This window comes from Anaerolineales bacterium (assembly GCA_025808555.1).
In the GTDB taxonomy this organism is placed as follows: domain Bacteria; phylum Chloroflexota; class Anaerolineae; order Anaerolineales; family UBA11579; genus JAMCZK01.
Genome location: CP075526.1, coordinates 1,580,544 through 1,595,628 on the forward strand (window position 1 = coordinate 1,580,544; position 15,085 = coordinate 1,595,628).

The following is a 15,085-nucleotide window of genomic DNA, read 5'->3' on the forward strand; positions in this document are numbered from 1 at the left end:
TTAATGCGCCATGACCGGCAGGTGCAGCCCCTCTACTTTGCTGGCGCGCAACAGCGGCTCTGCAGAATCCCGAGCCATTTCCACTCGCCCTTCGATCAAGATCGGCTGCCCCTCCTGAATGCTCCTGCGGCCGCGTGCACACACATCCCCCGGGATCACCACCCGCAGCGTGCCCTCCAAGTCGGCCAGGTCCATAAAATATACATAGCCGCCTGCTGAGCTGCCCACCCGACGCCAGCTTTGGCGCATGCCCGCCACGCGCAGCTCTTGCCCAAAGTGCGAAGCGGCTTCCAGCGTGCTCAGCACGCCCGCGCCCTGCATGGCTGCCGCGTGCAGGTCCAACGGATGGGCTATCAGGCTCACACCCAGCAGGCGCTCCTGCGCCGCGGCCTTCATCTCTGGCGTCCAATCCGGCAGGTCTTCGTGCTGGGCGTTGAACAGCCGCATCTGTCCGCGCACCCAGCCGCCGCTCTCCAGCCCTTCCAGCAGGGCCGGGATGCTGCCCAGCCCTTCCAGCGCTCCGGCTTCGATCAGGTTGCGGGCTTCATTCCGCCGCGGGAAGCCGCGCACAAGGAAGTCTGACAGCGACGCAAACGGGCGCTGCTCCAGAATACGCTGCTGCGTAGCACGCCCCAGGTCGCGCAGCTGTTCCAGCCCCATATATAAGTGCGGCGCGCCATCGTGATACGTCACGCTGAATTGCGGCTGCGAATAGTTGATGTGCGGCGCGTGCAGGGGCAGGCCCAAACGGCGCGCCTCCAGCAGATAGGTATTCTGGTCGTAGTAGCCGCCCCAGTTGGCCAGCACCGCTGCCATGAACTCGGCCGGATAGTGGGTTTTGCACCACGCCGAACGCCAGGCGGTGAGCGCATACGACGCGGCATGCGCCTTGGGGAAGCCATACCCGGCAAACGCCGCCATCATGTCCCAAATGCGCTCAGCCACCGCCGCTGGCACCTGGTGGCGTTGATAGGCACCGCTAATGAACTTCTCTTTCAGTGTTTGCATCTGCTTGCCGGGGTCAAAGTGGCTCATCGCCCGCCGCAACAGGTCAGCCTCGGCCAGGCTGAAGCCGCCCAGCTCATGCGCTACCCGCAGCACCTGCTCCTGATACAGGAACACGCCATGCGTCTCACCCAACAACGGTTCCAGCGCCGGGTGCACATGCCGCACTGGCTCCTGCCCCAGGTGGCGGCGCACAAACGCATCTTTCAAGCCGCCGGTCAGCGGCCCGGGGCGGAACAACGCCAGCGCCACCATAATGTTGTCCACCGAATCTGACTGCACTTCGCGCAACGTGGCGCGCATGCCCGGGCTCTCGATTTGGAAGCAGCCGATCGTACGCCCGTTGCGCACCGCTTGCGCCGTGGCCGGGTCGCCGTCGGGTATCGCTTCCAGCACCTCCAGGCGGCTGCGGCCCATCTCCGGATGCATATCGCAGATGCGATCTGCCACATCACCCAGTACCGTCAGGCCGCGCGTGGCCAGCAGGTCCATCTTCACCAGGCCCATCTTTTGCACGCCGGTCAGGTCGTATTGGGTAATGGTCATGCCCTTGGCCGAGTACTGCAGCGGCACCAGCTCGGTCAGCGGGCCGGAGCTGACCACGATGCCGCCGGGGTGGATGGAGAGATGGTGCGGCGTATCCAGAATGGCACGTGCCTGCTGCAGAACAATGCGGGCTTGCGGGTCGCTGAACTCGCCTTCCAACTTCGCATACGGCTGCTCGTCTCGATCATCTTGTCCTGGCCCCCACCAACGGTAGGGTAGGCGCGCCGCCATGCGCTTGATCTCGTCGGCGCTCAGTCCGTGCGCTTTGGCTACTTCGCGCAAGGCCGAACGTAAACGGAAACGGTTGATGGTCGCCACCATCGCCACGCGGTCATGGCCGTATTGTTCATACACATGTTTGATGACCACATCCCGTCGTGCCGAGCAGATGTCCGTGTCAATGTCCGGTGGGGTGGGGCGGGCTGGGTTCAGAAAACGCTCGAAATAGAGATTCAGCCGCAGCGGATCTGGTGTTGTGATGCCTAGGCAGTGCGCAATTAGCGAAGAGGCGGCCGAGCCGCGCGAGGATAGCGGCACACCCTTGCTGCGCGCAAAACCCACGATCTCAGCCATGATGAGGAACAAGCTGGTGTAACCGCTAGCTTCGATGCCAGCCAGCTCGTGCTCCATACGCTGCGTGAACTGCTCGGTCAGTGCGGGATACAGGCGTTCTGCGCCTTGCAGCGTCTGCTGGCGCAGCGCTTGCAGTGGGGTCTGGCCATCAGGTAGGTCGAGGTGCGGATAGTTGGGCTGGTTCAGCGGCAATGTGAAAGTGCAGCGCGCCGCCACCTCATCGGTGGCTGCCAGTGCGCCGGGGTGGGCGCGGTAGGCTGCCTGCAGTTCCTCTGTGCTGGCGAACCATGCTTGGTGCGGCGCAAGCTCTGCGGGCGGCACACGCACCACCGTGCTGTTCAAGCGCATGGCGCTTACCGTGCGTTGCAGCTCCGCCTGGTCAGGCTGCAGGTAGTACACCGACCACGCCGCCACGCCGCGCACGCCCAGCTTGTGCGCCGTCTTCAGAGCGGGCTCGGCGTGCGCGTCCGGCGGCACTTGGATGTACAGCCGGTCAGCAAAGGCCGCTTTGATCTCGGCCAGTTCAGCGGCGGGCGGGGCAAAGGTGCGCGGTTGGGCTTCGCCGCTAGACGTCTCGTAGGCGGCCAGGCACAGCAGGCCGTTAGCATGCGCCAGCAGCCGCGCCAGCGGCAGCTTGCGGCTCTCGTTGTTCTCCTCACTCAACAGCCAGCTGCTCAGCTTGCACAGGTTGGCCCAGCCAGCCGCATCCTGCGCCAGCAGGGCCAGCGGCCGCCCGCTTTCCAACTGTACGTCCAGACCTAGAATGGCTTTCACTCCGTGCTGGCCGCAGGCCTCGGCAAACTCGACTGCACCGGTCAGGCGGTTGCGGTCAGTCAGAGCGATGGCGCTTTGCCCGGCCGCGGCGGCCGCCTCGGCCAGTTGGCTGGGCGAATTCAGCCCAGCCAGCAGGGAGAAAAACGAGTGAGTATTGAGGTGCGCCGACATAAGAACGTGTGTTCTATTGTAATATGAATCCAGTACAAATTGACGTTTAGGACACTTGCACACTTGCTATACAATGACCTGACATTAAGGCAAGTTATTCATTATTAGGACTTATCATGAAGCTGGAAACTTTTACCTACACCAAAGATAAAGGATGGTCTGTCAAAGACCTGCCCGCGCTGGATTCTGCCAATACGCTCCTGCTTGTATTTGGCGCCTCCAATTTCCTGGATGCCACCACACCCATCGAAGATCTCATCCGCCAATATCCCCAGGCCAAAGTCATGGGCTGCTCTACCGCCGGCGAGATCATTGGCACCGAGGTGCAGGATGATTCGCTCTCTGTAGCCGTTATGCAGTTTCAGCGCACGCGGGTGGCCTCGGCTGGCACGCATGTGAGTTCCGCAAAGGACTCGTACCAGGCGGGCGAATTGATCGCCAGCCAACTTAAAGCGCCTGACCTGGTGGCCGTGTTCGTCCTCTCCAACGGCACCACCATCAACGGTAGCGAGCTGGTGCGCGCCCTCAATGACCAGTTTGGCGGCCAGGTGGTCGTCACCGGCGGCCTGGCTGGCGATGGGGATCGATTTGAGCGCACCTGGGTCATCAACGACGGCGAGGTCACGCAAGATTCTGTGGCCGCTGTAGGCTTGTATGGCGAGCACATCGAAGTGCGCCATGGCTCCAAAGGCGGTTGGGATGTGTTCGGCCCGCAGCGCCTGGTTACGCGTTCGGAAGGCAATGTGCTCTACGAGCTGGATGGCCGCCCAGCCCTCGACCTGTACAAGGAATATTTGGGAGACCTGGTCTCCGGTCTGCCCTCCAGCGCGCTGCTGTTCCCGCTCGCACTTAGTGAAGATCGCGAGGCCCAGAAGACCATCGTGCGCACCATCCTCGGCGTTGATGAAAATGCCCATTCGCTGACTTTCGCTGGCGATATTCCTATCGGATACTATGCCCAACTCATGAAAGCCAACTTTGACCGCCTGATCGATGGCGCCAGTGAAGCCGCCTTGATGGCCGGCGCCAGCACCACGCCAGATGGGCCGATTCTCTCCGTCGCCATCAGTTGTGTTGGCCGCCGCCTTGTGCTCAACGAACGTACCGAAGAGGAGCTCGAGGCCACGCTGGAAGCGCTGCCCCCCGGCGTGAGCCAGGTGGGCTTTTATTCCTACGGCGAAATTTCGCCATACGCCAGCGGCACCTGCGATCTGCACAACCAGACCATGACGCTCACAATCCTGAGGGAAGTGCTCTAGGGTAGTTATGCATAAACTTTTGTGGCGTCAGCTCAGGCGCCTGAAGCTGGTGCCTGATGCGCCTCCCAGTCACAAGGAATGGGAGGATTTTCTTTCCACCGTTGAACAGGCGTATCGTCAGGCCGATCAGGATCGCTACCTGCTCGAACGCTCACTCGCCATTTCCTCCAAAGAAACCCAATTGCTATACGATGAAGAGCAACGCCACATCAAAGAAGCCCTGCGCGTCAGTGAAGGCAAGTTTAGAAGCCTGTTTGAGAACGCCATTGATTCCATTTTTATCATCGATGTCGCTTCCCGCCGGATTCTGGATGTGAACCAGGTGGCTGCCGACCGTCTTGGGTACACGCGCGAAGAGCTGTTGAGCATGGAGATTGATCAAATTTATCCGCGCGAAGAACTTGAACGCACGGACAACATTGTTCAAAGATTGCTTGAGACCGGTTATCTTACTTTTGAACGCACTCATGTGCGCAAAAACGGCAGCACCATGTTAGTTGAGGTTAGCTCCACTATCATGGAGCAGGACGGCCGCCAGGTCTACCAGAGCATTGCGCGTGACATCACCCAGCGCAAGATCACCGAGCTTGAATTACAACGCCTGGCAAATTACGATTCGCTCACTGGGGTGGCCAACCGTGCATTGTTTCTTGATCGCGTCTCACATGCCATTGATATTGCCAAGCGCAACCAATCCACCCTTGTCGTCCTGTTTTTAGATCTTGATGGCTTCAAGGCGGTCAATGACGCCTTTGGTCACGAGCAGGGCGATACGGTCCTGCAGTTGATCGCCAAACGTATTCAGTCAGCCCTGCGCAAAAGCGACACCGTCGCCCGCCTGGGCGGCGATGAGTTCGGCATCCTGTTGGAAGGCATCCGTGACCCTGATGAGGCTGTCGGCATCGTCCAAAAGCTTATTGATGCGGTTTCGCAGCCCTTCAACTTCCAAAATGCAGAGGCTTTCATCACCACCAGCGTAGGCATCAGCGTGTACCCCGTACATGGCAGTGACCCTGAGACGCTGATCCAGAATGCCGACTGGGCTATGTACGCCTCCAAGGCTGAGGGTAAGAACAACTTCCGCTTCTTTGTAACCGACATGAGGTCCAAGGCCCTCGAGCGGCTGGAGTTGGGCAACCAGCTGCGCTATGCTCTTGAGCGTAACGAGATCTCGGCTTTTTATCAGCCCCAGGTGGAGTGCGCAACCGGCAGGATCGTTGGTGTGGAAGCTCTGGCTCGCTGGCATCACCCCCAGCTGGGCTTATTGCTGCCTGAGCGCTTTGTAGGCCTGGCCGAGGAGATGGGCCTGATTGTTGACTTGTCTGACTGGATGCTCAAAACGGCCTGTGCCGAAGTCAAGCGTTGGCTTGACTCCGGTCTGGCGCCAATACGCCTATCCGTCAACTTATCCGATCGTGATCTGAAACAAAGCGACTTGGTTCAGCGGGTCAAAGTTGCCTTGCAGCACAGCCAACTGCCCGCCCATCTGCTGGAGCTTGAACTTTCCGAGAACATCATCTTTCAAGACTTCCGCCAGGCGCGCCAGATCCTGATGAATCTAAAGCAGCTTGGTGTGCGCCTGGCGATCGATGACTTCGGCACCGGCTACTCCACCCTCAGCCAACTCGCCGAGTTTCCGTTTGACACCCTCAAGATCGATCGGCACTTTGCTGCCCAGATCGTGAACTCCGCGGGGCATGCTGCCATCGTCAGCGGCATCGTCACGATCGCGCAGAAATTGGGCATGGAAGTCTTCGCCGAAGGCGTGGAGCATGAGTCCCAGCTGAAGCGGTATCAGCAAGCCGGCTGCGAGCAAATTCAGGGTGACTACTTCAGCAAGCCGATACCCCCGCACGAGTTGCTCGCGCTCGCCCGCTCGGGTTTTGTAAAGCGCCAAGTCGCAACCCAGTAATCCTTTGATATAATTCGCTTTCTTACGGTCCCGTAGCTCAATGGTAGAGCAGTTGACTCTTAATCAATTGGTTGAAGGTTCGAGTCCTTCCGGGATCACTTAGTTTCCCCCGTAAAACCTCCACTTTTGGAGGTTTCGTCTTTAAATTGTGCTTGTTGGTTGCAATTCGGTTGCAATTGTAAGGAGCACCATCTGCTCAAACTGCTCTACTGCAGCCGTTTCAAGCTCGCATCAGGTGGCCGTGACTGTGCAGCGTTACGCATCTCCTGTAAGTGGATGCTAGGCAGAGTATCTTTACGTCAAGTAAATCATTAGTTTTTTACTTAGATAGCATTTATCAAAATAGACTGTGTGTCATAATACTTAAAACACCCCGATGCCAGTGAAATCTCCCTTTTTTTTTGGAGATCAACAGAGTGGGTAGGGCAACCATGAGGAAGAAGGTCGTTGTCAGCTTGATTGTTCTGCTCTTTTCTATTGGATGTGGAAACACAAGACCCATAGTTGTGGCAGAGAATCTCCAGCGCGCTGACAGAATAATTTTGGCCCTTTATTACTTTAAAGAGGAAAGAAGTTCCTTTCCTGAAAGCTTAGAGGAGTTAGTTCCCAATTTTCTGCCGGAGATGCCGACCATGGCGAATGGTGATGGCTTTTTTTACACAACCAAGCTTGTCAATGGATTCCATCTCAGCTTTAGGGTGAGGCCTGGTTATGGTTGCGGGTATACCTCGCGGTTTGAACGTTGGGAGTGTGGTCGTGGAGATTAAATCTGCGCGGGCATATCCCTTGCTAATCGTCACATGTCTTTCTTTGGTGATTGCATCCTGTGTAAATGCTAACGAAGCTCGAGAAACTAACATTGAAACAGGGTCAACTATTATCGACGCAATATACCACTATGAAAGAGAAAACTACTCGTTCCCTGCTGAATTGAAGGCCCTTGTCCCCATATATCTGAATGATTTACCTGAAACAGCAGAAGGCGTTGGATTCTTTTATGCAACCAATCCCGTCGACGGCTTTATATTGTCGTTTATGCTTTCTCCTAGACATGGATGTGGGTACTCTGACAATACTAAACAATGGGGTTGTGGTTGGGGAGATTAACCCCTGAGGCATGCCACTCCTGGCGTAGAATTGCCCATCATGGTTCAGACCCAGGCCCCCGCGCCCGCTACGATCGCCAGCCAACCCGCCCTTGACGCCAAGTTGACGCGCCTGCAGGCCGGTAAGCAGGCCTGGGCGCAGCTGCCGATGGCCGCCCGCATCGTCGTGATCGACCAGATCGTCGCCGATCTGCCCGCTATCGAAGAGCGCTGGGTCGCCGCCAGCTTGGCCGCCAAAGGCGGCCAGATGCGCAGCCTCGCCGAAGGCGAGGAGCGCTTCACCCTCACCGTCACCTATCGCCTGCTGCGCTACTTGCGCAAAGCGCTGGTAGATATTGAGAAGCGCGGCCAGCCGCGCCTGCCCGGCAAAGTGTGCTGGAAGCACGCCGGCGAATGGCGGCTGGATGTGTACCCGCAATCCGTCAAGGATTTCCTGGCCCTGCCTTTCGTGCAGGCCGAAGTGCACGTGTACGACAGCATGCACGGCGATGAGCCGCCGCGGGCTGCCTTCTACCGCCAGCCCCAGCCTGAGGGCAAACTCTGCCTTGTGCTGGCCGCCGGCAACATCGCCTCGACCGTCAATTACGACTTTTTGCACAAGCTCTTCGTGGAAGGCCAGGTCGTCTTCCTCAAAATGAATCCGGTCAACGCCTACCTCGCCCCGCTCATCGAGGAGGGCTTCCGTGCCCTTGTTGAGCCGGGTTATATGCAGGTGGCCGAGGGTGGGGCGGAGGTGGCCAATTATCTGGTGCACCACCCGTCTATTGATGAGCTGCACCTCACCGGCTCAGACCGCACCTATGAGGCCATTGTCTTCGGTCCGGGCGAAGAGGGCCGCCAGCGCAAACTCAACAAGCAGCCCTTGGTCACCAAGCCTTTCAGCGCTGAGCTGGGTAACGTCTCACCAGTCATCGTGGTGCCCGGCCCGTGGAGCGCTGCCGATGTGCGCAAGCAGGCCGCCAAGATCGGCGGCTGGCTGGTGCGCAACGCCGGCTTCAACTGCATCACGCCGCGCATGCTCATCCAGCATGCCGCCTGGACGCAGCGCCAGCCGCTCAACCAGACCATCGCCGGCTATTTGGCCGAGATGCCTACTCGTAAGGCCTATTATCCCGGTGCCGAGCGCCAGCACGCCAAGTTCGTTCAGGCGTACCCGCAGGCCCAGCAGATCGGCAGCCCTGCTGAAGGCCAGCTGCCGTGGACCTTCTTGCCCGGCCTTGACCCAGCCGACGCAGACCAGCTTGCATTCTGTGAAGAACCCTTCATGGGTCTGTTCTCCGAAACCGCGCTGGATGCCGCCGATACGGTCGATTTCATTACCAATGCGGTGAAGTTTGCAAATGAGCAATTGTGGGGCAGCCTGTGCGCTTCAATCATCGTTCATCCCAAGAGCATGCAAGACCCGCTGGTCGCCGCCGCGGTGGAGCAGGCCGTGGACGATTTGAACTATGGCACAGTGGTGGTGAACCATTGGGGTGCGCTAGGCTACTACATGTGCATTACGCCCTGGGGGGCCGCACCCGGGCACGACATGTTCGACATTCAATCTGGTGTGGGTTTCATCAACAACCCGCTCATGTTCGACCGCCCGCTCAAGTCTGTGGTGCGTGCCCCGTTCATCTCAATACCCGACCCCTACCACGCCCATTCCAAGCGCAGCTATCTCTATTTCCGTCAAGACACGCGTTATCAGGCTAAGCCCAGCTTGTGGAACTTGCTTAAGTCCCTCTACTACGCCGTGATCAGCTAAATGCTGGCTAGCCTAGCGCGTTCTCTTTGATGATTCGTGTGTATGCACGTCCACTGTCCTTGATGATGCGCGTCTGTGTCTCATAGTCCACATACACAATCCCAAAGCGCCGGCTATAGCCCCAGGCCCATTCAAAATTGTCCATCAGGCTCCAGACAAAGTAGCCTTTCAGCGGCACGCCGGCTTGGATGGCGCGCTGGGCGTGGTGTAAATAACTCTGCAAATAGTCCACGCGCTGCGGGTCATGAACCTGGCCATCTTCGCTCACAGTGTCTGCAAAAGCCGCCCCGTTCTCGGTCACATAGTACGCTGGGAAGCTGTAGTCTTTGTGCAGGCGCACTAATATCTGCTCGATGGCCGGTGCGTGCACTTCCCAGCCCATCGCAGTCTTGTGAGCGCCCACAGGCACAGTCACTTCATCATCCGGCGTATCCTCGCTGCGGTGTACTGTGCGGAAGTAGTGATTGACGCCCAGATAATCTACCGGCGCCGCGATTGTTTCCAGGTCGCCGGCCTGCACAAAACCGCGCCAGCCGTCGTATTGCGCCAGCACTTCCTCCGGGTAGCCACGGCCCGCCAGCGGGTCCAGGAAGCGGCGGTTCTGCATGGCGTCACCCAGGTGCGCCGCCTTCACGTCCGCCGCACGTGCCGAGGCCGCCACATGCGGCTGTAGGTTGAGCACAATCCCCACCTGAGCCTGCGGCGCATTGCGCCGCAGCACCGGCACCGCCAGGCCGTGCGCCAGCAGCAGGTGATGCGTGGTCGCCGCCATCTCGGCCAGGCTGGTGTGCCCGGGAGCGTGGCGGCCTTGCAGGTAGCCGGCATCCGCGCTCACCTGCGGCTCGTTCAACGTGGCCCAGCTCGCCACCCGGTCACCCAGGTGGCGGCTGGCAATATCGGCGTATTCGGCAAAGGCCTCGGCTGTGCTGCGCGCCGGCCAACCGCCCTGGTCCTGCAGGGCCTGCGGCAGGTCCCAGTGGTAAAGGGTCGCGTATGGCACGATGCCCGCGTCCAGCAGGCCGTCCACCAGGCGGCTATAAAAATCCAAGCCCTTCTGATTCACCTTGCCGTGCCCCTCTGGCAGCACCCGTGCCCAAGCGATCGAGAAGCGGTACGCCTGCAGCCCCAGCTCCTGCATCAGCTTAATGTCGTCCTGCCAGAGGTGATAGTGGTCGCACGCCCGGTCTCCGGTATGGCCTTTAAAGATTTTGCCGGGGGTGTGCGAAAAGCGGTCCCAGATGCTTTCACCGCGTCCGTCTTCGTCGTGCGCCCCTTCAATTTGGTATGCAGCGGTGGCGGCTCCCCATAGGAAACCTTCGGGAAAGTGCTCGGTCATAGCCGGGCAGTATAAACGAGGAAGCATGACCAGTCGGATAAAATGAGCGCATGGCTCCATCAGACTCCAGTGCCAGCCATCGCCAACTCGCCGCCCAGCGCGGCCCTGTGGCGTTGGCCATCGTTACCGTCAGCGACACCCGCATCGCCGAAACTGACACCAATGCCCATTACCTGCGCCCGCAGATCGAGGCGCTGGGCCATCTGGTAGTCAATTACCGCCTGGTGAAGGATGAGCCAGCCCAGATCCAGTCCATTCTCGAGGAGCTGGCCGCAGGGCCTGCCCAACTCATCCTCTTCAATGGAGGCACGGGCATTTCACCACGAGATACCACCTTTGATGTCCTCAGTCGCAACCTGGAGAAGACCTTGCCCGGCTTCGGCGAGTTGTTCCGCATGCTCAGCTATGAGCAGGTGGGGGCGGCCGCCATGCTTTCGCGTGCCACTGCCGGGGTTTACCGCGGCAAGGTCGTCATCTCTACCCCCGGCAGCCCGGCCGCCGTCCAGCTGGCCTGGGAGAAACTGATCCAGCCCGAGCTGGAACATTTGGCCTGGGAAGTGGCTCGCTAACCCGCCTTCGAATCTCTCCTTCCCCTTGCTGTCTTTCATTGGTATAATCGCCCGCTGTTAAGGAGTTTTCATGTCCAAAAGATCATCCATCACCGGCAAGGGTCCAAGCTACGGCAATAATGTGCCCTTCTCCAAGAAACGCAGCCGCCGCCGCTGGGAAGTCAACCTGCAGGAGCGCCGCATTTGGGTGCCGGAGTTGAACCGTTTCATCAAGCTGCGCGTAACCACGCGTGACCTGCGCAGTATTGACGCCCACGGCCTGCTGGCCTACTTGCGCTCCAACGGCAAGACCCTGGCCGACGTCAGCTAGTTTCAGGCGCCTCATGTCGGTTAGCGAGCACATCGCATACAAGACCCAACAGCAAAACCAAGCGCTGCAACGGCTGCAAGCCAATGAGCGCGTGGAGTTGGTGCGTGTGGCCGGGCCGGAGGATTGCAGCACGGCGCAAACCGTGCAGGGCGTCTACAGCAAGTTTGAAGTTCCCGTATTGCCGGTGGAAGGTTGCTCTCGTGAGGGCGGCTGCATCTGCAATTACGAACCTGTATTGAAGGAAATTTACCCTTAGGAAGAGAAGCAAGCATGGCATATCGTGACAATCGTGAAGATCGTGTAGAAGGCGAAGACAGCGGCGGCGAAGAGCGCGGCGGGCGCGGCGGTGGCCGTTTCTTCCGCAAGCCCAAGACGGATCCGTTTGAGGCCGACAAATCCTTGAAGATCGACTACAAGGATGTAGATCTGCTCAAGCGCTTCCTGTCGCCCGAGGGCAAGATTCGCCCCCGTCGCCAGACCGGCGTGATCGCCCGCAACCAGCGCAAGCTGGCCCGCGCCATCAAGCGTGCCCGCCACCTGGCGCTGCTCTCCTACACCGATCAGTCGACCGACTAAGCTTCTTCCGCAGGAACCAAAACAGCCCCTTCATGGGGCTGTTTTTATCCCTGCTTGGCACAGTTATAATTTCAAATGGAGAGCTATGACTGACAAGAAAATCCGTGTTTTGGTCGCCAAACCCGGCCTGGATGGGCATGACCGCGGCGCAAAAGTGATCGCCCGGGCTTTGCGTGATGCTGGTATGGAAGTTATCTACACCGGCCTGCGTCAAACGCCTGAGATGATCGCCGAGGCCGCCCTGCAGGAGGATGTTGATGCAGTTGGTCTCTCCATTCTTTCTGGCGCTCATCTCACTCTCGTGCCTCGCATCACTCAGCTGATCCAGGCCAATGGACAGGATGATGTGCGTATCTTTGTGGGCGGCATTATTCCCGATGAGGATGTGCCTAAGCTGAAAGAAATGGGTGTATCGGGTGTGTATGGCCCCGGTTCTCCCACCCACGCCATCATTGATGACATTCGCAAACTAGTCAACAAAGACGCCTAACGAGGACGCGTGAGCCTGCAAGACTCCGTCCTTCAGGGCGACCGGCTGGCAACTTCGCGCTTGCTTACCGAAGTGGAGAACGACACCGCCCTCGGCCAGGCCGCCCTCAACGAGCTCTTCACCCACACGGGCAAAGCTCACCTCATCGGCATCACCGGCGCCCCTGGGACCGGCAAATCATCCCTCGTAAATCAGCTTGCCCTGCACTACCGTAAGGCAGCCCAGCCGCTCAAGGTTGCCATCGTAGCGGTCGACCCCAGCAGTCCGTTCACTGGCGGGGCGGTCTTGGGCGATCGGGTGCGTATGCGTGAGCTATCCGGAGACAGTGGGGTCTTCATCCGTTCCATGGCCACCCGCGGTTCGCTGGGTGGCCTGGCACAAGCCACCGCCGGCATGGCCCAGGTGCTGGATGCAGCTGGCTTTGACGTCATCCTCATCGAGACCGTAGGCGCGGGCCAATCCGAAGTTGAGATCGTTAAGCTGGCTCACAGCGTCCTCGTGGTAGATGTACCCGGCCTGGGTGATGATGTGCAGGCCATCAAAGCCGGCATTCTCGAGATCGCTGACATCCTCGTGCTAAACAAGGCTGACCGTCCGGGCGTAGAAGCCGCCGAGCGTGCCTTGCTGGGCATGCTGAAGCTGGGCCATCCCACCAAGCATTTGGTGCAGCACCACGGCCGCCTGGAAGAAGTGTTTGCCCCCGCCGATGCCGCTCCCGCGGATGATTGGCTCATCCCCATCCGCCGCACCGTTGCCACCGAGGGCACTGGCTTGCCCGAGTTGCTCGACGTGCTGGCCGCCCACAAGGCCCATTTGCAAAACAGCGGCGATTGGCAACGCCGCGAGCGCTCCCGCCTGCACACCCAACTGCTGGGCCTGGTCCAGCAGTCCCTGATGGCAAGCTGGCGCAGCACGGTTACCGATGCGCAATATGCCAGTGCGCTCGACCAGTTGGTGGCGCGCAAGCTCTCTCCGCGTCAGGCCTTGCAAACCCTGTTGCCCTGAGACATTACGTTGAAAAAATTCCGCAGTATCATGTGAGCACTATGAGCCCGCAATTGTTGGGAGTGCACGCATGATCTACGGCGCACGCGTACGCTTGCGCAGCCCGGAGCAGGCTGATCTGCCCGTATTCGTTTCCTGGCTCAATGACCCCGAAGTTCGTCACAATCTGGCCGCCTATTGGCCCATGTCCATGGCGCGTGAAGAGCGCTGGTTTGCTGAGCTGGCAAACCGTCCTGTTCACGAGCATCCTTTAGTGATCGAGATCCAGCGTGCCGATACTTGGATGATGGTCGGCAACTGCGGCTTCCATCACATCGATTGGGTGCACCGCAGCGCTGAGCTGGGTATTATGATTGGCGTCAAAGAGCACTGGAATCAAGGCTACGGCACGGAGGCCATGCAGTTGCTACAGCGAATTGGTTTTGAGACCCTGAACTTGCACCGCTTGTATCTGCGTGCGTTTGAGCGCAACCAGGCTGGCATCCGCGCCTATGAGAAAGCGGGTTTCCAGTTTGAAGGCCGCCAGCGCCACGCCCACTATGACGAAGGCGTATACTCTGACGTACTGATGATGAGCATCCTTCGCCCTGAATATGACGCCCTGCAAGGGAGCACAAAATGAGCCCCGCCGCCCGCAGCACCAAAGGCCTGTATGGCGACATTAAGCTGTTCACTGGTAGCGGCAACCCGGAGCTGGCTGAGAAGATCGCTCGGTACCTCAAAGTACCCCTCAGCGGGCGAGACATTGTTGAATTTTCCAATGAGAACATTATGGTTCGCCTTCACGGCAGCGTGCGCGGGCAGGATGTATATGTGATCCAGTCCACCAGCCGTCCCGTCCAGCGTAACTGGATGGAACTGCTCATCATGCTGCAGACCCTGCGGCTGGATTCGGCCGCTCGCATTACCGCCGTCATCCCGTATATGAGCTACGCTCGTTCCGATAAGAAAGACCAGCCCCGTGTGCCCATCGTCGCCCGCCTGATGGCTGATATGGTGCAGGTGGCCGGCGCAGACCGTTACATGACGCTTGATCTGCATGCCGGCCAGATCCAGGGCTTCTTCTCTATCCCCGGCGATGTGCTCACCGCCTTCCACATCCTCTCCAAGCATGTGGCTCAGCTATGCAAGAAGCTCAAAGACCCCGTTGTGGTCAGCACAGATCTTGGTTTCGCCAAGCGCGCCCGCAACTTTGCCGAACGGATTGATGTGCCCTTGGCTCTGGTCGAGAAACGCCGCACTCCCCACGACGCCCGCACCGAAGCCATGAGCGTGGTTGGCGATGTAGTCGATAAAGATGTCATCCTGTTGGACGATGAAGTGGATACGGCTGGCTCGGTCGCCAATGCCATCCAGCTGCTCAAGAAAACCGGCGCCCGCAATGTCTACCTGGTCTTCGTGCACGCCGTGCTCTCCGGCCCTGCCATCGAGCGCTTGGCTGAACAGCCGCTGGCCGGCATCATCACCACGGATACTGTGCCCATCAGCGCAGAGGCCAAAGCCAAACTGGGTGACCGGCTCACTATCCTCTCGGTGGATGAGCTGCTGGGCGAGGTCATCTCCCGTGCCCATCGCGGCGTCAGCGTCGGCCAAATGTTCAACGAGTAGACCCTGCTGGCAATCGTTGCTCGCCAACGGCGAGCAGATTCGCCCGTGTTGCGGAGCAACGCAAAACACAAAATGAAAGAATCCCAACCAACCAA

At 59.2% G+C, this 15,085-nt stretch carries 13 protein-coding genes and 1 tRNA gene; 12 read left to right on the plus strand and 2 right to left on the minus strand.

The genetic code is table 11. The annotated features are described in order from the left end of the window. Window positions 1–3,069 (minus strand): DNA polymerase III subunit alpha, encoded by a 3,069-nt coding sequence (locus KIT08_07965; GenBank protein UYN89024.1) that lies wholly within the window; start codon window positions 3,067–3,069, stop codon window positions 1–3. Between the two features lie 116 nt (window positions 3,070–3,185). Between KIT08_07965 and KIT08_07970 the strand changes: the two genes are divergently transcribed. The 4 genes from KIT08_07970 (at window position 3,186) to KIT08_07985 (ending at window position 9,096) form a co-directional block, all read left to right on the plus strand. Then, entirely contained in the window at window positions 3,186–4,328 is a 1,143-nt protein-coding gene (locus KIT08_07970) for an FIST C-terminal domain-containing protein (protein ID UYN89025.1), read from the plus strand. A 7-nt stretch (window positions 4,329–4,335) separates the two neighbouring features. Beyond that, window positions 4,336–6,240, plus strand: coding sequence for an EAL domain-containing protein (locus tag KIT08_07975; protein UYN89026.1), 1,905 nt, complete (start codon window positions 4,336–4,338; stop codon window positions 6,238–6,240). Between the two features lie 26 nt (window positions 6,241–6,266). After that, window positions 6,267–6,338: transfer RNA gene (locus tag KIT08_07980), tRNA-Lys, on the plus strand. Window positions 6,339–7,386: 1,048 nt separating this feature from the next. Next, the gene (locus KIT08_07985) at window positions 7,387–9,096 is read left to right on the plus strand and encodes an aldehyde dehydrogenase family protein (protein UYN89027.1); all 1,710 of its coding nucleotides are present in this window, start codon (window positions 7,387–7,389) and stop codon (window positions 9,094–9,096) included. Between the two features lie 7 nt (window positions 9,097–9,103). On the opposite strand, the gene KIT08_07990 is transcribed toward KIT08_07985, so the two are convergent. Continuing rightward, entirely contained in the window at window positions 9,104–10,432 is a 1,329-nt protein-coding gene (locus KIT08_07990) for a beta-glucosidase (GenBank protein ID UYN89028.1), read from the minus strand. A gap of 50 nt (window positions 10,433–10,482) precedes the next feature. Here KIT08_07990 and KIT08_07995 point away from each other — a divergent pair, with 50 nt between their 5' ends. The 8 genes from KIT08_07995 (at window position 10,483) to KIT08_08030 (ending at window position 14,990) form a co-directional block, all read left to right on the plus strand. After that, window positions 10,483–11,001, plus strand: coding sequence for a molybdenum cofactor biosynthesis protein MoaB (locus tag KIT08_07995; protein ID UYN89029.1), 519 nt, complete (start codon window positions 10,483–10,485; stop codon window positions 10,999–11,001). Between the two features lie 70 nt (window positions 11,002–11,071). Next, a complete protein-coding gene (gene rpmB, locus KIT08_08000) occupies window positions 11,072–11,311 on the plus strand; it encodes a 50S ribosomal protein L28 (protein UYN89030.1) in 240 nt (79 codons plus the stop codon). A gap of 13 nt (window positions 11,312–11,324) precedes the next feature. After that, window positions 11,325–11,567, plus strand: coding sequence for a hypothetical protein (locus tag KIT08_08005; GenBank protein ID UYN89031.1), 243 nt, complete (start codon window positions 11,325–11,327; stop codon window positions 11,565–11,567). A gap of 14 nt (window positions 11,568–11,581) precedes the next feature. Then, on the plus strand, window positions 11,582–11,887 hold the full coding sequence (gene rpsR / locus KIT08_08010; protein UYN89032.1) for a 30S ribosomal protein S18: 306 nt from the start codon (window positions 11,582–11,584) through the stop codon (window positions 11,885–11,887). Between the two features lie 85 nt (window positions 11,888–11,972). Continuing rightward, a complete protein-coding gene (locus tag KIT08_08015) occupies window positions 11,973–12,377 on the plus strand; it encodes a cobalamin B12-binding domain-containing protein (protein UYN89033.1) in 405 nt (134 codons plus the stop codon). A 9-nt stretch (window positions 12,378–12,386) separates the two neighbouring features. After that, window positions 12,387–13,382, plus strand: a complete 996-nt coding sequence (gene meaB / locus KIT08_08020) for a methylmalonyl Co-A mutase-associated GTPase MeaB (GenBank protein UYN89034.1) — start codon at window positions 12,387–12,389, stop codon at window positions 13,380–13,382. Window positions 13,383–13,452: 70 nt separating this feature from the next. After that, complete coding sequence (locus tag KIT08_08025; GenBank protein UYN89035.1) at window positions 13,453–14,004, plus strand: GNAT family N-acetyltransferase; 552 nt, start codon at window positions 13,453–13,455, stop codon at window positions 14,002–14,004. Between the two features lie 26 nt (window positions 14,005–14,030). Next, a complete protein-coding gene (locus KIT08_08030) occupies window positions 14,031–14,990 on the plus strand; it encodes a ribose-phosphate diphosphokinase (GenBank protein UYN90802.1) in 960 nt (319 codons plus the stop codon). Window positions 14,991–15,085: the final 95 nt, after the last annotated feature.

What these genes read in the sequence shown, in the direction of transcription:
- KIT08_07965 (UYN89024.1), bottom strand. Translation starts at nt 3,069, where the DNA reads ATGTCGGCGCACCTCAATACTCACTCGTTTTTCTCCCTGCTGGCTGGG.
- KIT08_07970 (UYN89025.1), top strand. Translation starts at nt 3,186, where the DNA reads ATGAAGCTGGAAACTTTTACCTACACCAAAGATAAAGGATGGTCTGTC.
- KIT08_07975 (UYN89026.1), top strand. Translation starts at nt 4,336, where the DNA reads ATGCATAAACTTTTGTGGCGTCAGCTCAGGCGCCTGAAGCTGGTGCCT.
- KIT08_07985 (UYN89027.1), top strand. Translation starts at nt 7,387, where the DNA reads ATGGTTCAGACCCAGGCCCCCGCGCCCGCTACGATCGCCAGCCAACCC.
- KIT08_07990 (UYN89028.1), bottom strand. Translation starts at nt 10,432, where the DNA reads ATGACCGAGCACTTTCCCGAAGGTTTCCTATGGGGAGCCGCCACCGCT.
- KIT08_07995 (UYN89029.1), top strand. Translation starts at nt 10,483, where the DNA reads ATGGCTCCATCAGACTCCAGTGCCAGCCATCGCCAACTCGCCGCCCAG.
- rpmB (UYN89030.1), top strand. Translation starts at nt 11,072, where the DNA reads ATGTCCAAAAGATCATCCATCACCGGCAAGGGTCCAAGCTACGGCAAT.
- KIT08_08005 (UYN89031.1), top strand. Translation starts at nt 11,325, where the DNA reads ATGTCGGTTAGCGAGCACATCGCATACAAGACCCAACAGCAAAACCAA.
- rpsR (UYN89032.1), top strand. Translation starts at nt 11,582, where the DNA reads ATGGCATATCGTGACAATCGTGAAGATCGTGTAGAAGGCGAAGACAGC.
- KIT08_08015 (UYN89033.1), top strand. Translation starts at nt 11,973, where the DNA reads ATGACTGACAAGAAAATCCGTGTTTTGGTCGCCAAACCCGGCCTGGAT.
- KIT08_08025 (UYN89035.1), top strand. Translation starts at nt 13,453, where the DNA reads ATGATCTACGGCGCACGCGTACGCTTGCGCAGCCCGGAGCAGGCTGAT.